This window comes from Janthinobacterium sp. YR213 (genome assembly GCF_900099875.1).
In the GTDB taxonomy this organism is placed as follows: Bacteria; Pseudomonadota; Gammaproteobacteria; order Burkholderiales; family Burkholderiaceae_D; genus Janthinobacterium; species Janthinobacterium lividum.
In genome coordinates this window covers 141,763-163,663 of the sequence record NZ_FNDA01000002.1, presented here as the reverse complement: position 1 = coordinate 163,663, position 21,901 = coordinate 141,763, and the positions used below count along the sequence as shown (strand labels likewise).

The 21,901-nt window shown below is 59.0% G+C and carries 15 protein-coding genes; all 15 read right to left on the bottom strand.

Going from position 1 to position 21,901, the window contains the following annotated elements; translation table 11 throughout:
- Positions 1-170 precede the first annotated feature (170 nt).
- The 15 genes from BLT98_RS09920 to holA all read right to left on the bottom strand — a co-directional run bounded on the left by BLT98_RS09920 (position 171) and on the right by holA (position 21,895).
- Entirely contained in the window at positions 171-740 is a 570-nt protein-coding gene (locus BLT98_RS09920) for an acyltransferase (protein ID WP_081345533.1), read from the bottom strand.
- Positions 741-751: 11 nt separating this feature from the next.
- Positions 752-2,134, bottom strand: coding sequence for an MATE family efflux transporter (locus tag BLT98_RS28725; protein WP_139179184.1), 1,383 nt, complete (start codon positions 2,132-2,134; stop codon positions 752-754).
- 79 nt (positions 2,135-2,213) lie between these two features.
- Positions 2,214-3,428, bottom strand: a complete 1,215-nt coding sequence (locus BLT98_RS09915) for a GumC family protein (protein ID WP_070254705.1) — start codon at positions 3,426-3,428, stop codon at positions 2,214-2,216.
- A gap of 52 nt (positions 3,429-3,480) precedes the next feature.
- Positions 3,481-5,391, bottom strand: a complete 1,911-nt coding sequence (locus BLT98_RS09910; RefSeq protein WP_092607321.1) for an SLBB domain-containing protein — start codon at positions 5,389-5,391, stop codon at positions 3,481-3,483.
- Positions 5,392-5,447: 56 nt separating this feature from the next.
- On the bottom strand, positions 5,448-8,393 hold the full coding sequence (locus BLT98_RS09905) for a YjbH domain-containing protein (protein ID WP_092607318.1): 2,946 nt from the start codon (positions 8,391-8,393) through the stop codon (positions 5,448-5,450).
- A gap of 380 nt (positions 8,394-8,773) precedes the next feature.
- Positions 8,774-9,478 carry a DUF4197 domain-containing protein gene (locus tag BLT98_RS09900; protein WP_092607315.1) on the bottom strand — a complete coding sequence of 235 codons (705 nt, stop codon included), beginning with the start codon at positions 9,476-9,478 and terminating at the stop codon, positions 8,774-8,776.
- 175 nt (positions 9,479-9,653) lie between these two features.
- Entirely contained in the window at positions 9,654-11,228 is a 1,575-nt protein-coding gene (locus BLT98_RS09895) for an SEL1-like repeat protein (RefSeq protein WP_244517454.1), read from the bottom strand.
- Positions 11,229-11,230: 2 nt separating this feature from the next.
- Complete coding sequence (locus BLT98_RS09890) at positions 11,231-13,435, bottom strand: EAL domain-containing response regulator (protein WP_092607312.1); 2,205 nt, start codon at positions 13,433-13,435, stop codon at positions 11,231-11,233.
- Positions 13,436-13,440: 5 nt separating this feature from the next.
- Positions 13,441-15,603 (bottom strand): HDOD domain-containing protein, encoded by a 2,163-nt coding sequence (locus tag BLT98_RS09885; protein ID WP_170846350.1) that lies wholly within the window; start codon positions 15,601-15,603, stop codon positions 13,441-13,443.
- Positions 15,604-15,806: 203 nt separating this feature from the next.
- On the bottom strand, positions 15,807-17,087 hold the full coding sequence (locus tag BLT98_RS09880) for a multidrug effflux MFS transporter (protein WP_205412502.1): 1,281 nt from the start codon (positions 17,085-17,087) through the stop codon (positions 15,807-15,809).
- 74 nt (positions 17,088-17,161) lie between these two features.
- Positions 17,162-18,334 (bottom strand): THUMP domain-containing class I SAM-dependent RNA methyltransferase, encoded by a 1,173-nt coding sequence (locus BLT98_RS09875; RefSeq protein WP_070281768.1) that lies wholly within the window; start codon positions 18,332-18,334, stop codon positions 17,162-17,164.
- Positions 18,335-18,447: 113 nt separating this feature from the next.
- Positions 18,448-19,065, bottom strand: coding sequence for a 2-hydroxychromene-2-carboxylate isomerase (locus tag BLT98_RS09870; RefSeq protein WP_034778761.1), 618 nt, complete (start codon positions 19,063-19,065; stop codon positions 18,448-18,450).
- 10 nt (positions 19,066-19,075) lie between these two features.
- Complete coding sequence (locus BLT98_RS09865) at positions 19,076-19,513, bottom strand: CopD family protein (RefSeq protein ID WP_034745744.1); 438 nt, start codon at positions 19,511-19,513, stop codon at positions 19,076-19,078.
- Positions 19,514-19,583: 70 nt separating this feature from the next.
- Positions 19,584-20,855 carry a glutamate-5-semialdehyde dehydrogenase gene (locus BLT98_RS09860; RefSeq protein WP_092607306.1) on the bottom strand — a complete coding sequence of 424 codons (1,272 nt, stop codon included), beginning with the start codon at positions 20,853-20,855 and terminating at the stop codon, positions 19,584-19,586.
- A gap of 23 nt (positions 20,856-20,878) precedes the next feature.
- Positions 20,879-21,895, bottom strand: a complete 1,017-nt coding sequence (gene holA, locus BLT98_RS09855; protein ID WP_034778765.1) for a DNA polymerase III subunit delta — start codon at positions 21,893-21,895, stop codon at positions 20,879-20,881.
- Positions 21,896-21,901 lie beyond the last annotated feature (6 nt).

Genomic DNA, 21,901 nt, shown 5'->3' with positions numbered 1-21,901 from the left:
TAAATAATTAAAAATACGGTGAGGCATTACTTAATCTTTCATCATGCACTGAAGAATCTTACATCAATCATTTATAGACGCAATACATTCATCTGCGCCGAGTATAGATGAGCAGCACAAACAATGAATTTTTACCTAAAAATCATATCACCTTACTGGAAAAGCAAAGATCAAGTAGAAATCCATTCTTTTTTTTCTTGGCAGTATTTTTTAATTATTTTGGCCGGGCTACCGGCAATCATCGAAAAATCTGGAAAAGACCGAGTGACAACCGATCTCGTTCCTACAATACAATTTCTGCCAAGCGATACACCAGGCATGATCGAGACGCCATATCCAATGAATGTATTTTTTCCAATATGAATAGGGCCTTTCGATTCCAAATCTTGCTGCATGATCAAGCCGGCATCCGGATTAAACCCATGCGCAGAATCTGATAGATAGACATACTCACTTAGTACACATCCATCTTCAATGCGTATGGAGTCAATACTATACATTTGACAGTATCGACCTACATAAACATCGTTACCAAAAAATATTTTAGGGGAAAATCTTTGTTGGCCATTCATCGTTATGGGCTCCAGCACTACACCTTTACCGATCCGGCAATTCCGACCAATTTCAATCAATTCTTTATTTATTAATCTACGGGGAAGATAAACATAACTCCCCGTACCCAAACTTGCAACTTTCGGCCTAAACAATACAGCCTTAATAATTAATTTTATAAAATTCATGACTAATGCCCTCAACTTTGGCAAAGCCAAAATAACACGCCCAACGTTACCGCCGGGAAAAATATTATCCTATTAAAGAAATACAATCTTGAAATAGACAATATCTTTGTTTTATCCACAACAAAAATCAGCGCACTAACTACTCCTGCAATTGCACCAATTAATGTCCCATATACTACTCCGATGACGCCATATGAGGGAGCAAGCATCAAACTGAAGGACAAATTAACAACGCCCTCTATAATAGCTGGCATGAATGCTTTTTTATGTTCGGCAATAGAAAGCAGCAAAAGCGAATATGGGCTCAACAAATTTCTTATCGCATGAGCAAATAACATTATAGAAAGCAATGCATAGACATCATCAACATAGCTTCTATCTATCCATAACGACAGAAGAGCTTTTCCAAATAGGAAAAAAATTACGATTACAAAAACAAGAAATATGGCGCAGCCAGCACTCGATATTGCCAACAATTTTGGCAAGCGTACTTGCTTGTCTGCTTTGGCAAACGAGGCCGCTCCAATGGCAACCAAAGGGCCCAGGACGGCCTGCATTACACCCACCAGAATGGATATTGCGGTTATTGCAAGTGAATAAGATGCAACTTTTTCAAAGTCATAATGTCCGACTATCACCAAGTCAATGCCATTGACAAACAGCATTGCAACACTCCACACCGCCAAACTAGAACAATAATAAAATAATTCCTTGCACCTGGCCCAATCAATGGCTCCTAAATTTTTTACAATCTCTCCGCCCAATTTCTTTGCATAGAAATAGCTTATTGGCAATATCATTACTCCGCACAATGCCAATACGACAGAAATTTCGAGAAGCGTTCCACCATTACTCAATACCAGCCAAATAAAGAATAAACTTGACATTCTAGTCAGCAGCAGTCCGCTGACCGGCACTATATTTCGATGCAATCCAATAAACATGCCTGATGGCACCAACGCAAATAACTGAAATGCCGCCGACATACCCAGTATGGCTATACAGGTTCTAAACTCACCAACCAAGTCCTCAGGAATATTCTTGAAAAATAATGGATAAAATATTGCAAGCAGCACGACTGCAAAAACCGCAAAAAAACTGAAAAATGACACCAACACCAAGCCAGCTTTTATGGTTTTTCGCTGATCATTCAAATCCGATATTTCATTTCCATGTGCAATGAATTTTGTCATTGCGGTTTGTAATCCAAAACCAAAAAGCTGCATATATATCAATATTTGCAGCGATAAGCTCCAAAGTGAAAACTCCAATTTCCCCAAATGGCGAACGACAAGTGCCGGCAGCAATAAATTGAATAATGTCGTACCTATTCCACCAATTACATTTGCAACGGCATTCTTTAAAAACAATTTACGTAATGATGCAGCTGCCATAAGTAATCAATATTTTATTTGTAATTTCTTAAAATGCCAGGCTATTTCAGTTTAAATGGCATCATGCCATGGCATTTATTTAATTATTTTTCCAAGCGTTTGATACCGCGGCCCATCGAGAATTATTCTTGGCATTGCGCTTAGATGACACATAGCCATCCCGTAAAATCGCGATGAAGATTGCCAGTACCCCTCCGCCAATCAGGCCGGCCAAAGTGAAGACCAGAGGTTTCGGTTTGATTTTTTTCTGAGCAGGCACTGCCAAATCCAGTTGCTGGATCATGGAAGAATCCTTGGCCTCATCAATTTTTGCCAGCTCATACTGTTTTGCCAGCAGTTCAAAAATGGTCTCGTAATATTTAACATCCCTTAATGTGCGAACATACTCGACGCCAACCTCAGGAAGCTTCCCGCTAGGGATCATGACATCACCACTCCGGCCCTGTCCACTTTGCAACTTTTCCAACTGCCCCTGCAGCCCGCGCATCTCTTCCTGCAAGCGCATATATTCTGGGTTGCTGGCAGTCGCAAAACTGCGCATGGCCTGCAATTGGACTGTTTTGGCTGCGATGGTGCCTTGGAGCTGAGCCTCATTGGCAATAAGTCCCTTCACCTGCCCTTCCAATTGAAGCATGCCTGTCGTTTCTTGCATTTTCCGCATAGCAACTTCGGCGTTCGCTAACTCCTCTTTGGCAGCCTTCAATTGCTTCTCAAAAAAAACCCGGCGTCTGGCAGCTTCCGTGATTGCCAAGTTCTTGGTCAGCGCAGCCAGCTCTGTCACATAGGCATTCGCCAAATCAGCAGCAAACTTTGGGTCCCTGTCTTCGACAGAAATACCAATCAAGCCATCTTTACCGTTAGATATGCTGCGCACATTCGCCAACTTATCGCGCGTATCATCCAGAAATTCTTTGTTGAAGCGTTCTTTCAACTTATATCGTTCGATCAAGTTATCTGCAATTGTCCGGCTCTGCAGCATGCCCACATATAAATCGTTGGGATTTTTCAGGCCGGCGATACTGCCTGCGGCGCTCGCCAAACCGCCCAGTTGCCCCAACATTGCCGAAACAGAGGAGCTCTGCTGCTGCGGTGGCATGATAACAGCCGTGCTGACATACTTCGGTGTCATCAGCAAGCTGGCTGTCAGCGCCAATGCACCAGTCACCAGTGGGAAAATGATGATGAGCTTTCGCTGACGTACCAAGGCAGCACACACGTCGAGCAAATGAATGCCCTCGTCTTCTGCCTGGGCTACTGGATATTGCTTATTTTGAATTTCTACATGCTCGGACATCGTTCGCTTTCAAATAAAGTGTGGTTTTATGCGTATCTGATGAGATGCCGTGTTAATCCTTCAACACTTTCAAACCAGCTGCTCCCAAACCAAACTGATAGAAAATCGCAGTCCATTCCTTCAGGCTCTGCATAAACGTGCTGCGTTCGATTTTCTCGGGCACCACTACCGTGTCACCCGGATTAAGCGCCGTGCCGCCAATACCACTGAACCAGCCGGTTCCCTGGCCACTCTGCGCCGTGCCATCGGCCCGGATCACATACATTTCGGATTTGTCCGCATTCGCAGTGATACCTCCGGCCTGCTGAACATAGTCGTTGACCGTACGTTGTGGGCGATAAACGAAGGCGTTTTGCTGGAAAACCGAACCCAGCACATCCACAGTGCCGGGACGGCGCGGAATCAGAATGGAATCGCCGTCCTGCAGCGGCAGATCGGGCAGATTTTTGACTTGCGTGTCAACACCTGGCAGATCGAGAACAATGCGGCCTTCAGCCTTGATGCTGCGCAGTTTTTGTGCGATGCGGCGTTGCTGCTCGACTTCAGCCGCAGCCTTCGCTGCGTTATCCTTGTCATTGCTGGCTGCCATGCGCTGTGTCGCGTTCGACTCCAGCTCCCGTTCAAAGCGGTCAGCCACCTGGTTCAGTTTGATCTGCTGGGCGCGACGTACGGATTCACGGTTCAACTGAGTGGCGTACAGGTAACCATTTTCGTTGGCACCACCGACACGGGCGATCAGCTCGCGCAGGGTTTCACCTTTTTTCAGCAGGAAAATACCACTCTGCTTTGCTTCGCCAGCCACACGCACGTATTCATTCTGGATTTGCGCCTGGACCGGTACGGCGCCTGGTGCGAACACGCGCAGAATATCGGTAGGCTTGACGGCAATGCCGGTCAACTGACTGCCGGACACACCTTTGTCGGCTACCAGTTCCAGCACGGTTTTATATTGATTATCGATGTTCTTTTCGACCACGATCTGCTTGGTTTCAGCCGCGGAGTCAAAACCACCGGCCCAGTTCAGTACATCGGCCAGTGTCGCGGTGCCTTTCAACTCAAAAATGGCCGGTTGCTTCACGTTGCCGGTCAAGGCCACCAGCGGACCCACCTCAGGAATATAGATCACGTCGCCGTCGCGCAAGGTGACGTCGCGGCTCTTGTCACCGCTGACCAGCATGTCATACAGGTCGAAGGTGCTGACGGTATCCTTGCCGCGCTTGAGCTGGATATTGCGCATGCTGCCGGTAGCGTCCGGGCCGCCCGACGTAAACAGGGCATTGAGCAGGGTGCTCATGGAATTCAAGGTATAGGTGCCAGGACGAACGGCATGGCCGACCACGTACACTTGCACGGCGCGCGTTTGCGCGATGCTCGCTGTCAGGTCGAAATTGGTATAGATCTTGCCAATGGCTTTCTTCAGGTAGCCCTGCAAGTCCTTGTACTGCACACCACTGACCTTGATGGAGCCGACGCGCGGGATGAAAATCGCGCCGCTGCGGTCAACCGTGGCGCTGACGTCGATGTCAACCATGCCCCAGCCGCGTACCTGCAACTCGTCGCCCGTGCCGATCACGTATTCCTGGTTGACCTGGACACCATCGAGCGGTGCAAAGGTGGACGGCACATCGCTGAACAGATCCTTGCCGAAAATGCTCAGCTTTTTGCCTGTCACGCCATCGACATACTCTTCGAAAGCGCCCGCCTTGACTTCGGTAACAGCCTGCTTGCTGAGATTATTGGCAGCCAGCGTTTTCTCCTGGCGCGGATCGCTGCGGCCGCTACGGATACTAGGCAAGGTACCTGCGCCCAACTCGCTTGCCTGTGCGCGAGACGGGTTCTGGCGCGGCAGATCAACCATGTCCAGGTCCTGCCCTGCGGCGTAGGCAGAAGTTGCGCCCAGCAGGAAAGCCGAGAGAATCACTTGTTTCACGAAAGGCGGGGGAGTACGAAGTTGCTTTTTCATGCTGGTCTTTGTCTGGGTAAATGATGTTGTATGAGTAAAGGGAGCGCCATGCGCGCTTAATACTTGCCCTGCCAGGTCACGCTGATTTCTTTCGGTCCCGGATTGATCGACAGGCCCGATTTGCTCTGGTCGCGCTGCGCGTGCCACAGCCAGCTGCCCATCGCGTAACCCAGGATGCCGCCGGCGACCGTGTCGGACACCCAATGCTTGCGGCCAAAGACGCGGCCGGCGGAACCCACGGCGGCCACGCTGTACAGCCATGGCGCATCGTATTCCTTGGCAAACGGCGTCACGGCAGCAAAGCCGATCGCGGCATGCGCGGATGGAAACGAGGAATTCGAGCGGGAATTGCTGCTGCCGACGCGGCTCCACGTTCCGAGGTCTTCCTCTGGACGGGCGCGGCCAAACGCATATTTACCAGCCACCGCCAAACCCGTTGCCGCGGCAACCGATTGCAGGGAAATGAGCCCCGTATTTTGCATGCGCTCATCGCCCAAGGCGAAAGCAGCGGCAGCGCCACCCACGACCGCGTAGGGCATGGCCTTGCCCAGCTTGTCCCAGTTGCGGTAGACCTTGGAATCTTCATGTTTCTTGACGAAACGGTCGACAGGTTTGTCGGCCAGCGCGGAAGCCACCACCACACCGCCGACCACCGCCGTCGCCTTGAGCCATTCAGGGACGCTAGGCGTAGCGGATGCGGATTGCTCCAGGCGCGCGCGCATGGCGGGCCATGGGCTGACAAACGGCCGGTCCGGCGGATTGACGGCAGGCAGATGCTGTTCATCCGGACGTTCGGCAAAGTTGCCCAGGCCATCGTAGCTGTGCATGTCGGCGCGCGGGCGCTCGAACATATCGTACAGGTCGCCAGGCGAAGCCACCATCTGCCCCACGTCGCGCGTCCATGGCGCAATGGCAAAGCCGGCCGTCGATTGCGTGTCCATCGGCAACATGCTGTTCAGCGGTACGGACAGGAAGATGCCACGGTCCTGGTACGGCTTCGACGGCGTGCCAGGGCTGGTGATGTCGTTGCCATTCGTATGCGTGTACCAGGCGCCGACTTCGATGCCGGACTGGAAGCGGCGCTTGAATTCCATGCGCACGCCTGTGTCTTTGGCCAGGAAGCGGCCGGCGCGCGCCGTCACGGTAATATCGTGCGGCAAGCGGTAATGCAGGGAGCCAATCGCCGTCACCGTCTTGTAGTCGCGTGAATCGAGCAAGCCCTTGTAACCACGCTGCTGCAAGGCATCGACAGCCACGTCGGCCGCCCAGCGGCTATCCTTCGGCAGATATAGCACCTGGCCGCCAACGCCACGGAACATGTCTTCATACAGGCCGGCCGACATGCGGGTATACACGCGCTCGGCGGGATTGTTGTATTTGTTCAGCAAGACGCGGCTCAACGAAAAACGCCCGCCGCGCAAGTATTCCGCCACATCCGTACGCACGTGCGGCAAGTTGCTGTTCGATGGCTGCTTGACGCCCGATACCGTTTCCAGCAACTGCAGGCTGGCGGCGCTATTCAGGTACAGGCCGTCACCCAGGCGGCGGTCATAGTTGGCCACGGCCGAAATCGAATAGCGGAAGGCGCCGCTCGGGTCATTGAAGAAGAAGCCCACCTTGGGAGCGATCTTGAAACGGTTCGCCTCCCGGTCCAGCGATTTGATTTGCACCACGTCGCCATCGACGCCAACGCCGACGGCCAGCTTGCCGTCGTCCTTGATAACGTTGGCAGCCTTGGTGGAAGACGGCGCGGGAATGGCGGGGGAAGGTGCCGCTGGCGCAACTGCAGTTGCGGGAGCCGCGGCAAGTACCGGCGCGGGCGCGGGTGCGAGAGCAGGTGCCGGCGCAGCGGCAGCGACGGGCGCCGGCTTGTCGAGGAATTCTTGCAGCCAGCCTTGCTGATCGTCCCGGATGACATCGCTTTTCTCCGGATAGCGCAGCAGCACGACGTCGAGGAAGGCCTTGCGGTCGATCTTGCCTGCCAAATAGTCGTTCAGTTTTGGCAAGTCAAAGAATTCGTAGGTAGCGATTGGCTGGTCCAGCTTGGTATACGTGATGCGCAAGGTCGTCACGCCCTTCGGCGTGAAGGCGACAGCCGTGCGCGCGGCACGGCCAACGGCGCGGCCCATGTTTGAAATACGGCTGTTGGTCAGGCTCAGGCTGAGGACATTGCCTTCTTGCTCGACACGGATGTTCTTGTAGTCCTGCTTTACCAGGGCATTGACCAGGTCGGCGCCATAGACGGGGTCGCGGTGCCATGCTTCCTTGCTCGGCAGCGGTGGCGGATTCTTGTCGTCTACGAAATACGGTGGCTCATACACCTTGGGAATGAACTCGCGTTCGCCAAACGGAATGCTGATAAAGGCGTTCACGCTGAACTGGTCGCGGCTGCGTGCTGCTTGCAGGGCAAGCCAGCCCCAGCGGTACTCCAGGCCCACGGAAGCGCCCTTGCGGCGCTTGCCTGCACTCGTTTCGCTGGCGCGGAAGTCACGCAGATAATTGGTTGTATCGTATTCCGCCACCACCGACCAGCGCGGCAGCGCAGTCGGGGTCCAGCGCGCGCCAGCAAACACGCCGTCCGGGCGCTTGTGCGCATAGCCCAGGCTCGCTTCGATATTCTTGCTGGCGCCAAATGTCTTGGTGGCAACGACATATTGCCCCTTGAACAGCTCGGTGCCGAACAGATCCGTCATGCCGACGGCGACAGATGGCATCCACTCCGTTTCTGTCCACAGGCGCAATTTACCGTCGACGACTTTATCTTTGTAGCGGCCATAGCCACTGCCATATTCACCGGGCACATTGGTAAAACCAGGGATGCCCGTGATCGACACATAACGCCCCGTCACTTGCAGGAAAGGCAGGATATTTGCCGTGGCCCATAACTGGCCATACGGGCTGTCGTAGCTATAGCCGACGCTGAAAGTGCCGTCCGTTTCCACCACGGCGCTGGGCATATTGATATAGCCGGACTGGCCTCCATGATTCGGGGTCGCGGCCATCACCGAAGGCGCGCCAAGCACCAGACAGCCACACCAGGTATATTTGATTGATTTTCTGAGTACGCTTAACAAATCCGGCTACCTAAAATATCCTGCACCTGGAATTCCTGAGAATGTATTCAGAAAATCAATGAGCTTGGGGAAACGTGAATGAAACGAAAAAAGGCCAACCGACGGGCAGGTTGCAATGCCACGCATCAGTTCGCCACTAAAGCTGGGCACTCCCGGGCAGCAGATCGTTGCTTAAGCATGCCTCAGGAATGTATGTCGCAGAATTTTAACATTGTTTTCTTGTAGCAAATGCTTAACTTGTTTCCCTTGCGCCACACCTGTCTATTCAGCGCAAACGCCGCCTGGAGCCGTGCGGCACGCTGGAACCATCACTTCAAACTGCCAAACACTTTGCCGATAATCTTGCTGCCATACGCAAGCGGATTGCTGCGGATGGCTTTTTCTTCCTCGCCGATCATCAGGTACAGGCCGTCAAGCGCGCGGTCCGTGACATAGCCTTCCACCGTCGATTGCTGCTGCGGCACCAGTCCCGTCTTGCCAATCTGGCTCATGGTGCTGTTGTACTTGCTGGCCAGGCCGGAACGGTCGGTAACGGATTTCACGATGGGCAGGAATTTGACGGCCAGCGGTGCCGAAGTCTTCTGGCGGAAGAAATCCGTCACGGAAGTATCGCCACCGGACAGGATGTTTTTCGCATCGCTCACGCTCATCGATTTGACGGCGTCGAGCAGCAAGGGCTTGGCCATGGGCACGGCCGACTCGGCGGCACGGTTCATCGCCACCACCAGGTCGTCCAGCTGCTGGCCACGGCCCGTCATTTTCAGCAAGGGCTTGGCTTGTTCCAGAATACCGGGCAACTTGATCTTGACCTTGTCATTGTTCAGGAAGCCATTTTCGATGCCCAGCTTGGCAACGGCAGCCGCCGAACCGGCTTCCAGTGCCGCTTTCAAGCCATTGCTGGCATCCTGGTTGCTAAGGGCATCCAGGGGACCGGCGGCGCCTGCGCCGGACGACAGCAACGCCAGCGTACACAGAATGGCGGCCGGACGGCCAGGGAAAGGGTTCAGGCGCATGATTTTCCTTTTCTAAAGAATATACAGACCACCTTCTTCTGGAACCTTAGCACATCAAAACTGCAAATACCGCAGCAATTTTAGCGTCCAGGGGGAAACAAGGGGTGCCACAGATGGCGAAGGGAAAGGACTATACAGCACCGGCTGTTGTATCCGCGCACGCTAACGCCGGCGTTCAGCCTGCTATCGCCGCCAGCTGTTCGCGCACCCGCGCCAGATCCGTCTCGCGCATGCGCGCCGCCGTCTGGCGCAAGGATTTTTCCGCGCCCGACACGCCGGCCGCCGCCGCCATCGACAGCCAGATGTAGGCCTGCTGCAAATCGAGCGGGCCACCCTGGCCGCTGGCCGCCATCAGGCCCAGATTCATTTGTGCCCGCGCATGGCCCTGGCGCGCGGCCAGTGCATACCAGTCCCAGGCGGCGGCATAGTCCTGCGGCACGTCCTGGCCATTGTCATGCCGCAGCCCCAGCGCAAACTGGGCCAGGCTGTGGCCCTGCGCGGCGGCACGGCAATAACAGGCGCAAGCCAGCTGGCTGTCGGGCGCAGGACCATCGTCGCGGTCGTGCAACACGCCCTGCATGTATTGCGCCGGCGCGTAATCCTGCTCGGCGGCGCGGCGGTACCACTCCAGCGCCAGCGACAGATCCTGCGGCACGCCCTGGCCATGTTCATAGCGCAAACCCAGGTCGAACTGCGCCCGCACATGTCCCTGGTCGGCCGCCTTGCGATACCAGAAGATGGCTTCCTGCGCATCGGCAGGCATGCCCTGCCCGTGCTCATGCAACAGTCCCAGCTGGTACTGCGCGGCAGGAAAGCCCTGCCCTGCCGCCTGGCGGTAGAACACTTGTGCCTGGGTATAGTCCTGCGCGCCATGCTCATGGTGCAGGCCCAGGTTGTGCTGGGCCGCCGCGTGCCCCTGGCCGGCCGCCTTCACGTACCACGCGAGTGCCGCCTGCTTATCGCAGGGCACGCCCTGGCCATTGTCGTAGATCAGTCCCAGATTGAACTGCGAACTGGCGTGGCCCTGCTCGGCCGCTCGCCGGTACCAAGTGATCGCCTGCCTGCTGTCCTGCGGCAGCACGTCGCCATTTTCATAGCGCAGCGCCAGGTTGAACTGGGCCGGCGCATAGCCTTGCTCGGCCGCCTTGCGCATCCAGGCCGTCGCTTGCTGGCGGTCCTGGCGCACGCCCTGGCCATTGTCGTAGCGCAGGCCCAGGTTGAACTGCGCGCGCGCATAACCCTGGTCGGCAGCCTTGCGGTACCAGGCGATGGCTTGCACGAAGTCCTGCGGCACGCCCTTGCCATTGTCATACATCATGCCCAGATTATTCTGCGCGCCCGCGTCGCCCTGTTCCGCCGCGCGGCTGAACCACAGCATGGCTAGTCCGCTATCTTGCGCAAGCCCCTGGCCCTTGGCATACAGCCAGCCCAGGTTGTATTGCGCCGCCGCGTAGCCCTGCTCGGCCGCCTGCTGGTACCAGTGCGCCGCCTGCGCAAAATCCTGCGGCACGCCCTGCCCCTTCTGGCACATCACGCCCAGATTGTATTGCGCGTGCTCGAGCCCCTGCGCGGCGGCCAGGCCATACCAGTGCAAGGCAAGCGCATAGCTTTGTTCTATCCCCTGGCCATTGAAATGCATGAAACCCAGGCTGTGCTGGGCGTTCGCATTGCCCTTCTCGGCCAGTCCTTTCAGGCGCAGGTAGTCAGCCGTGTAATGAGCAGCCGTATAACGGGGAGCGGCAAGCGGCACGGTCAGGCCTCGATGGCCAGCGTTGGCGACAGCGCGGGGGCGGCATCGGCGATCAACCGGTTCTGCTCCTGCAGCACGCCGATGAAACTGCCCAGCGAAATGGGCCGGTGGTACAGATAGCCCTGCATCGTGGTGCAGCCCTTGTCCTGCAGGTAGCGCGCCTGTCCTTCCGTTTCCACGCCCTCGGCGATCAGGTGCAGGCCCAGGCCGCGCGCGATCGAGATGATGGCCAGGATGACGGGGTAGTGTCCGTGCTCGTCGTGGATTTCCTTCACAAACGACTGGTCGATCTTGATGGTGTGGATGGGGAAGCGGTGCAGGTACGACAGCGAGGAATAGCCGGTGCCGAAATCGTCGATGGCCACCGACACGCCCAGCTGGCACAGCTTGTTCAACTGCTCGATCGCATACTGCGGGTTGCGGATGCAGATGTTTTCCGTGATTTCCACTTCGATCTTTTCCGGCGCGATGCCATAGCGCGTCAGCGCGCCGCGCATCTTCTCGAAAAAGTCGCCCCGGTCCAGGTATTGCGGCGACAAATTGAGCGACAGGCGCACGGCCTCGCCGCCGGCCGCGTTCCACTGCACCAGGTCGCGGCACAGGGCGCCCAGCATCCAGTCCGAGATCGGCAGCATCAAGCCGTTTTCCTCGGCGAACGGCAAAAATTCGCCAGCCGTCAGCAAGCCCCGCTGCGGGTGGTTCCAGCGCATCAGGCCTTCGGCGCCAACGATGCGGCCCGTCATCACGTCCACCTGCGGCTGGTAATACATCTCCAACTGGTTCAGCTCCAGCGCCTTGCGCAGGCTCTGCTCGAGGGCGATCTTCTGGTGCGACACGTCGAGCATGGACTCGTGATAAAAACTGTGGCCATTCTTGCCCAGCGCCTTGACCTGGTACATGGCGATGTCGGCGTGGCGCAGCAGCTCGTCGATGGTCTCGCCATCGCCCGGATAGATGGCGATGCCGATCGAAGCCGAGATATGCACCTGGTTGCCATCGAGGTCGAACGGCTGGTGCAGGCATTCGAGGAATTTGTCGGCGATCAGGCGCGCATCCTGGCGGTCGCGCAGTTCCGGCAGCACGATGGTGAATTCATCGCCGCCCTGGCGCGCCAGGGTATCACCGCGGCGCAAACAATCCTTCAGGCGCAGCGCCACCTGCTGCAGCAGTTCGTCGCCCTTCACATGGCCCAGGGTATCGTTGACCAGTTTAAAACGATCGAGATCGATGAACATCACGGCCAGTTCCGTCAGCTTGCGCCGCGCCTGGATCACGGCCAGGCCCAGGCGATCCTTGAACAGCATGCGGTTCGGCAGGTCCGTCAGGATGTCGTGGTAGGCCTGGTAGGAGATGACTTCCTCTGCACGCTTGCGGTCGGTGATGTCGCGCGCCACGCCGTAGGTGCCGAAGTACTCCTGCTTTTTCGCTTCCTGATCGTGGCTGTGCATGCCGATCGAATTGAGCGGAATCGTCATCAGCGTGTTGTTGAAGGTACGGTCGCTGCCGCTGCCGCTATGGCACTTCAGGCGCAGTTCCACATTGCGCGAGGCCCGCTCGTCGAGGCGGCGCTCATTGAAGGCATAGCGCGCCCGCTCCTGGTCTTCATCGTGCACGAGGATGGAATAATGGCTGCCGATCAGCTCTTCGCGGCTAAAGCCCAGCAACTGGTGCACCCTGTCGTTGATGAAGGTGATGCGGCCTTCGTGGTTCAGGGTATAGATGATGTCGGGCGAGCTGTCGACCAGGTAGCGGTACATCTTTTCCGAGTTTTCCAGCTGCAGCGCGATGCGCTCGTTCTCCAGCGCCAGCTTGCGCTTTTGCAGCGCATTCTCCACCGTCTTGAGCAGCTCCTCGCGGCTGTACGGCTTGCGCAGATAATCGTAGGCGCCACGCTTCAGGGCGCCGATGGCCGCCTCGATGCCGACGTCGCCGCTCATGACGATCACGTCGCCCTCGATGCCGCGCCGGTTGATATGGTCCATGATTTCATGGCCGCTCATGTCGGGCAGGCGCAGATCGAGCAGGATCAGGTCGAAGCGCAGTTTCGACAACTGCGCCAGCGCTTCGCTGCCGCAGGTGGCCGTGTGCAGCTGGTAGCCGCGGTCCTTCAGCAGTTCGTGGAGGGAAGCGAGCAAACGGGGCTCGTCGTCGACCAGCAGGATGCGCGGGCTGTTTTCCAGGTCAAACGGAATGGCGGAGGAGTTCATGGACGTTACGAAGACAAGGCGGTATTGCCCGGCGCGGGCAGCGCGGCTGCAGCGCTCGTCGGCAAGGGAATGGGCAGTAAGATTTCAAACGAGGTGCCGGACTTGCTGCTGCGGCAGCCGATCATGCCATGCAGGCGCGTGACCAGGTCATGCACGATGGACAAACCCAGGCCGTGATGCGCCCCTTCCTTGCTGCTGCGCACAGGGGAAAACAGATTGGCCAGCACGTCGGGAGACAGGCCGGAGCCATTGTCGCTGACGCACAGCTCCAGGTACAGGCGGCGGTCGCGGTTGACATGGCCACGGTTAGACACTTCGATACGCCCGCCATCGGGTAGGGCTTCGACGGCGTTTTTCAGCAGGTTGAGCAGGATTTGCTTGAGCGTGTCGGCATCGGCCTCCACCTCGCATGGCGCGTCCTGCATGCGCGTGACCACTTCGATCTTCGACGGCAGGAAATCGGTGGCGCGGAACAGGCGCAGCACGTCGTCGACCACGCGCGCGCAATCGGTGACGCCACTGGCCGCCACCGGCTGCAGATCGGCCAGGCCGCTGATCAACTGGCCGACCCGGTCGATTTCCTCGTTCAGGATCGACATCTCGCCCGTGACCGGCTCCTGCTTCTCCAGCTTGTGATCGAGCACGCTCAGGTAATTCTTGATGATGGACAGCGGGTTATTCACTTCATGCACGACGCGGCGCGACGCGGCGCGGTATTCCTCGGCCACGTGATCGAGCTGGCGCCGCGCCAGACCGCGCGCGCTGATGGCCGTTTCCAGCGCCGTGGCGGCCTGGTTGGCATACGCGCGCAGGAAACCCTCGCGCTTCTGGCAAGCGGGAATCTGCCACGCCGCCACGCCGCCAATCAGCACGCCCAGGCTGCGCTGGCCCGCCACCAAAGGCACGCAGACCAGGCTGTCGGTACCGAGAATGCGGAACAGCTGCTCCTCGACGATGCCCAGCGCCGGCATGTCGCGTTTCAGGAACGCCAACTGGCACTCCAGCGCCGAAGCGGCCAGCGGGCCACCCTTGGCCAGCGGGATCGAGAACCCCGCCAGGCGCTGCTGATGCTCGCCCGCCGCCACGCCCACCAGCGCATGGCCGGTAGGGTTTTGCAGCAGGATGATGGCGGTGTCGAAATCGAACAGGATGCGCGCCGAGCGCGTGATGGCTTCCAGCAGGCTGCTCTCGCCCTGTTGGCGGGCGAAAGTCTGCCCCACTTCGGACACCAGCACCATGTTGCGCACTTCGTCGGACAGGCGCTGCTGCACCGGATCGACGGACGGCGGCGCATACGCGGGCGGCGTGGCGATATCATCCGCGCCGGCCAGGTCGATGCCCAGGTGCTGCGCGGCCTGCTCCACCTGGCGCGCGACGCTGCCGGCCAGGTCTTCCAGTACCTCGACATCCAGCGCGCACAGGCTTGCCGCCTGCGTGATGGACTCGGCCTCGTCCGCATCGTCGGCATGGCTGCACAGCAGGTGTGCCAGGCGCACGATGCGGATCAGGGGATGGCTCGCTTCCAGGCGCGCCAGCGGTTCATGGTGATACAGCACGCTGTCGGCCAGGAAGGAATCGAGATGCCAGCGCTCGATCAGCCAGGCGCCCGCTTCGGCATGCGTGATCTGCAAGGTGCGCTGCTCCACCCCGCACAGGGCGGCATCGTCGCGCGCCGTGAAATTGAAGGCGTATTCCTTCGGCGCCGTGGCCAGCAAGGCCAGGCGGCCCACGTTGTGCAGCAATCCTGCCAGATACGCTTCCTCGACATGCGGATAGGCCATGGCCTTGGCCAGCGCGCGCGCCATGACGGCGGCCGACAGTGAACTTTTCCAGAAGGCGCGCAAATCCGTGCTGCCGGAATGAGGGAAGCTGTTAAAGGTCTGGAAGACGGATTCGCTGATGACCAGCGTCTTGATCATGTCCGTGCCCAGCGAGACGAGCGATTGCTCCAGGCTGACGACCTTGCTCTGGCGATGATAGGCCGAGCTGTTGGCCACGCCGAGGATCTTGCTGGTCATGCCCGCATCCTTGGCGATCAGGGCAGCCAGCTCCGGCATGCCGGCATCGTCGGCCTGCAGGTGGGCGATCAGCTTGAGGAGGATCTGCGGCATGGCCGGCAGGCGGGCAATCAGCAGGCGATTGCGAATATCTTGATCAGATTGATGCATCGTATCAGGCATTGCCGGTTCGAAAAGGATGAGCGCTCAGCAGCGAAGCGCGGCCACGTTCAGAGGAATCCTCCACTCCTGTAACCAAAAAATCTATTGCCTGAGAGGATGCCGGGAAAGAACTCATCTTATCATAAGCGCCGGATATTACTTGCAATATAGAAAATTAAGTTGAAATAAATCTAGCGTTCTACAGTGGAAACTTATGCCTTGAAGGAACCTAGCAAACGGTGGCGGAAGCGCCGCGATATCAGCCACAGCGCCAGCGCCAGGCCCGTAAACGCCAGTTGACCCGAGGCCAGCCACAGCACGGAACCGGACAGCAGCGGCGAGATCACGCCGGCCACCACGGCGCCGAGCATGGTGCTGGCAAACGACTGGCACGAGGCCACCGTGCCGCGGATATGCGGGAACAGATCGAGCGCCAGCAGGGTCGCGCCGGGTCCCACCAGCGACATGCCGAAAGTGTAGAAGAACAGGGGCAGCACCGACCAGGGCAAGGATGGCGGCAGGAACAGGTGATACACGACATTGACGCTGGCGGCGCACAGCAGGAAGGCAAAGCCGATGCCGATCTGGCGCGCGAACGTGACCTTGCCAGCGATGCGGTTGGCCGCCGCGGCGCCCATGAAGATGCCGCTCACGCAGGGAATGAACAGCCAGCCGAATTGCGATGGCCCCAGGCCCAGCTGCCTGGGCAGCATTTCCGGCGCGGCCGTGATGAACAGGAACAGGCCCGCGAAATTGAGGGCGACGATACCGGCCTTGATGTGGAACAGGGGCGAGCGCAGGATCTGGCCATAGCTCGATGCAAGGAAACGGGGATTGAACGGCTGGCGCTTGGCCAAAGGCAGGGTTTCGGGCAGGCGCCAGTAGCAGAACGCCAGCAGCACCACCGTGTAAAAAGCGAGGAACAGGAAGATCGAGCGCCAGTCGAACCAGATGACGATCCAGCCGCCGAGAATCGGCGCCACGGCCGGGGCGATGGAAAAGATCATCGTCACCAGCGACAGCAGCCGCGCCGCCGCCGCATCGGCATACAGGTCGCGGATGATGGCGCGGCTGATCACCACGCCGGCGCCGGCAGAGACGCCCTGCATGATGCGGAAGAACCATAGATAGTGCACCGTGTGCGCCGAGGCGCAGCCGAGCGAGCCGATGGCAAACATCAGCAGGGACACGAGAATGACGTTGCGCCGGCCAAAGGTATCCGAGATCGCGCCATGCCACAGCACCATCCCGGCAAAGGCCAGCATGTAGAACGTCAGCGACTGCTGCACTTCCAGCGGCGACGCCTGCAGCGAACCCTGGATCGCGCCAAACGCGGGCAGATACGTGTCGATCGACAGGGGTCCCAGCATCGACAGACCGGCCAGCATCATCGCCAGCGCACCGCGGCTCAGCGGTGCCATGTGGCTCGGCGTGGGAGGCGGAACGGGGGTAACCGGGTCGGGCGGCACATCGGCCGGAGGGGTGGGAAACATGGCGGGTCCAAAGTGGCGCGCGGACCCATTTCAGTCCGCGCGCGGGGTTACTGCGGGTGTCTTACGGTGAACGCTTACTGCTGTGGTTTGGGCTTGGCTTCTTCACGGCGGTTGTAGCCTGCAACCATGTCAAAGCGGAACAGACGGCATTCCAGCGCGCCATTGAAGAAAGGCGTCTTGCGCGCTTCCTTCAAACGCAGCAGCTTGGGCAGGCCCAGGTCGGCCGTGAACAGGAACACGGTCCAGCCGGCGAAACGCTGCTTCAGGGTCGTGCCCATGGCCGAATAGAAGGAAGTCGACAGTTCATCTTCCGGGATGGTGCTGTCGCCACGCACGCCGATACGCTCGCCGTACGGCGGATTGGTCAGCATGATGCCCGGCACCTCGCTTGGCGGCTTGACTTCCTGCGCCTCGATCTGTTTCAAAGGGACGTCGAAGCGCACGCCGGCGCAGCGCAGGTTATGGCGCGTCATGGCGACCATGTCGCCCGAGATGTCGCTGCCGAAAATGGTCGGTTCGGCTGGCAGCGGATTGACCTTGATGGCGTTTTTCATGGCATTCCACGGCGCCGGATCGAAGTCGTGGAAGTTTTCAAACGCGAACTGGCGCGAGGCGCCCGGTGGAATGCCCTGCAGCATCTGCGCCGCTTCGGCCAGGATGGTGCCGGAACCGCACATCGGGTCGAACAGCACCATGCCGGGCTTCCAGCCCGACACGCGCAGCAGGCCGGCGGCCAGGTTTTCGCGCAGCGGCGCGTCGCCCGTCTCTTCGCGCCAGCCGCGCTTGAACAAGGCTTCGCCCGAGGTGTCGAGGTAGACGGTAAACGTGTGTGCGTCGAGGAAGCCGACGATGCGCATGTCCGGCGTCTTGGTGTTGACCGATGGGCGCTCGTTGAACTGGTCGCGGAAGCGGTCGCAGATCGCATCCTTGATTTTCAAGGTCGTGAATTCCAGGCTGCGCAGCGGCGATTTGACGGCCGTGACGTCGACGCGGATCGTGTGGTGCACGCCGAACCAGTCTTCCCAGGATTGCGCCAGGGTCAGGTCATAGATATCGTTTTCCGTCTTGTAGCCGGAATGGGCCATGCGCATCAGCACGCGCGAGGCGATGCGCGAATGCAGGTTGATGCGATAGGAGTCCAGCAGGTCGCCCGAGCAGTGTACGCCGCCCGGTACCTGGTTGTGGACCTTCATGGTCGCACTATCCTGGGCGATCTCGCCCAGTTCCTCGGCCAGCGCCGCTTCCATGCCGCGCGGGCATGGGCAAAAATATGAAGCCATGGTGTACCTTTTATCCGTTGAAAAACAATTAACTAAAAATTTCAAAACCTGTCGGATTACGCGCGCAGCGCTAATCCGACCTACAACTTCTCCAGCGCCCGTTCGACAAAATCGAGGCGGTCCTGGCCCCAGTACCCTTCGCCATCGACGATATACCACGGCGAACCGAAGACGCTGGCGGCGGTGGCCGCTTCCGTATTGGCATCGTATTCGGCCTGCACGCTGGCCGTTTCCGACGTTTTCAGCAACTGGCGGCCATCGAAACCGGCATCCAGCGCGATCTGCACCAGGGTTTCCTCGTCGCCGATGTTGCGCTCTTCAGCCCACAGGCCGCGCATGATGGCGTGCGCCAGGTTCAGCGATGCTTCCACGCCGTGCGCCAGGCGCGTGGCAATGATCAGCTTGGCAGAAGCTTCCGGCGACACGGGGAAGAACTTGGGCTGCAAGGTCAAGGGCACCTGCAAAAAGGCCGACCAGCGCGCCAATTCTGCCAGGCGGTACGCCTGGCGCTGCGGTGCGCGCTTGGCCAGCGGCAGGCCGCCCGAGACGCTGAAGACCTTGCCCAGGTCAAAAGGGCGCACGTCGATCTGGGCACCCGTCTTCGCGGCGATGGCCATCAGGCGCGCATGACCCAGATAGGTCCATGGCGAGTGGGGGGCGAAGAAATACTGCACGACTTTGCTCTGACTTGCACTCATCTCGACTCCCTTAGAAAGGCTTGACCACGACCAGCACGACGACGGCCAGCAGCATCACCACCGGCACTTCATTAAACCAGCGGAACCAGGTGTGGCTGCGCTTGTTGAGGCCTTTTTCAAACTTGCGCAGGATGGAACCGCAGGCATGGTGATAGCCGAGCAGCAGCACCACGAACGTCAGCTTGGCGTGCATCCAGCCCGGCATCTTCATGCGGCCCTCGCCGCCACCGTACAGCATCCACATCAACGCCAGCCCCAGCACCATGGCCGGCAGCGCCAGCAGCGACATGAAACGGTACAGCTTGCGCGCCATCAGCAGCAGGCGCTCGGTGGCCACCGTTTCCGTCTCCATCGCCAGGTTCACGAAGATGCGCGGCAAGTAAAACAGGCCGGCAAACCAGGACATGACGAAGATGATGTGGAAGGCTTTGGTCCAGAGAAAGAGCATGGGGTTTCCAGTGTCGGAGGTGGAGAGAAACGAGAGCACGGGCCGCCTTGTGGGCAGCCCGCGAAAGAGACTATTTACGGACTTCGCCGTGGCCAAAGACCACGTACTTGAGCGAGGTCAAACCTTCCAGTCCCACCGGGCCGCGCGCATGCAGCTTGTCGTTCGAGATGCCGATCTCGGCGCCCAGGCCATATTCGAAGCCGTCGGCGAAACGCGTCGACGCGTTCACCATCACCGAGGCGGAATCGACTTCGCGCAGGAAGCGCAGCGCATCGCTGTAGTCTTCCGTGATGATCGATTCCGTATGCTTGGACGAATACTGGTTGATGTGGTCCATCGCTTCGTCGATGCCGTCGACCACTTTCACCGACAGGATCGCCGCCAGGTATTCGGTGGACCAGTCTTCCTCGGTGGCGGGCACCAGGTGCGGATAAGCGGCGGCGGACAGGATCGCATGGCTTTCCGGATCGGCGCGCAGTTCCACCTGCTTGGTCAGGTACAGTTCGGCCAGCTGCGGCAGCACAGTAGCGGCGATGGCGCGCGACACCAGCAGGGTTTCCATGGTGTTGCAGGTGCCGTAACGGTGGCACTTCGCGTTGAAGCCGATATCGATCGCCTTCCTGATATCGGCCTTGGCGTCGATGTAGACGTGGCAGATGCCATCGAGGTGCTTGATCATCGGCACGGTAGCCTCGCTCATCAGGCGCGCGATCAGGCCCTTGCCGCCGCGCGGCACGATGACGTCCACGTACTGCGGCATGGTGATGAGAGCGCCGACGGCGGCGCGGTCGGTGGTGTCGATGACTTGCACGGCATCGGCCGGCAGGCCTGCTCCCTGCAAGCCCTCGGCCACCAGCTTGGCCAGCGCGCGGTTGCAGTGTATCGCTTCCGAGCCGCCGCGCAAGATCGTCGCGTTGCCGCTCTTGATGCACAGGCCGGCCGCGTCCACCGTCACGTTCGGACGGGCTTCATAGATGATGCCGATGACGCCTAGCGGCACGCGCATCTGCCCCACCTGGATGCCCGTCGGGCGGAATTTCATGTTCGAGATTTCGCCGATCGGGTCGGCCAGCGACACGATCTGCGTCAAGCCCTCGACCATGGTGGCAATGGCAGAGTCGGACAGGGTCAGGCGGTCGAGCATGGCCGGCGCCAGGCCGGCGGCCGCCGCCGCATCGAGGTCGCGCTGGTTGGCCGCGCGCAGCAGATCGGCATCGCGCACGATGGCGGCGGCGATCAGGCTCAAGGCACGGTTGCGCGTGGCGCTGTCGGCACGCGCCATGGCGCGCGAGGCGGCGCGCGCGCGCGTGCCCACGTCCTGCATATATTCTGTGATGTCCATGCTCGTATCCATATAGTAAAAAACTAGCCTCGGGCGATCTTCAGACCCAGCTGCAGCATGGCATCCCAGGCATCGCCCGCGTAGCCCTTGGCGCGCAAGCCCTTGATCATCTTGTCCACCTGCGCCGCCTGCTGCAGCGCCGCTTCCAGCACGGGTAGCGAAATGCGCCGCAGAGCCGGTTCCATCATCCGCTCGCGCGGCCCCCAGATGCGGTATTCCTTCAGCAGCGCGCCCAATGGACGCCCTTGCGCCATGCCGGCCTTCAATTTTAACAGCGTGCGGATTTCTTCGGAGACGGCCCACAAGACCAGCGGCAGCGCCTCCCCCTCGCCTTTCAAGCCTTCGAGCATGCGCACCAGGCGCGCCGGGTCGCCGGCCAGCATGGCTTCGGACAGCTTGAAGACATCGTAGCGGGCCACGTTCAGCACCGCGTCCTGCACTTGCTCGTACGTCAGCTTGCCCGCGGCATGCAGCAAGCCCAGTTTCTGGATTTCCTGGTGCGCCGCCAGCAAATTGCCTTCCACCCGTTCGGCGATGAAGTCGATGCTGGCCCGTTCGGCGCTTTGCCCCTGTGCCGCCAGGCGCTGGGATATCCAGGCAGGCAACTGCGCCCGTTCCACATTCGGAATGTCGATATACACGGCCGCCTGCTGCAGGCTGGCGACCCAGGCCGCCTTTTGCGTCGCCCAATCCAGCTTGGGCAAGGTGATCAGGGTCAGATTGTCCGGACTGAGATTTTTCGCGTAGCTTTGCAGCGCCGCTCCGCCATCCTTGCCCGGCTTGCCGGTGGGGATGCGCAGCTCGATCATTTTCTTGTCGCCGAACAGCGACAGCTCCTGGTTCGCCGCCAGCAATTCTCCCCACTTGAAGCTGCGCTCCACCGTCAGCACATCGCGCTCGGAGTACCCCTGCGCACGCGCCGCGCGGCGGATCTTGTCGGCCGCTTCCAGCGCCAGCAAGTGTTCGTCGCTGGTGATCACATATAGCTGCGCCAGCGGCTTGGCCACATGCCCATCGAGCGCGTCTATCCGCAATTGCATGGCGTC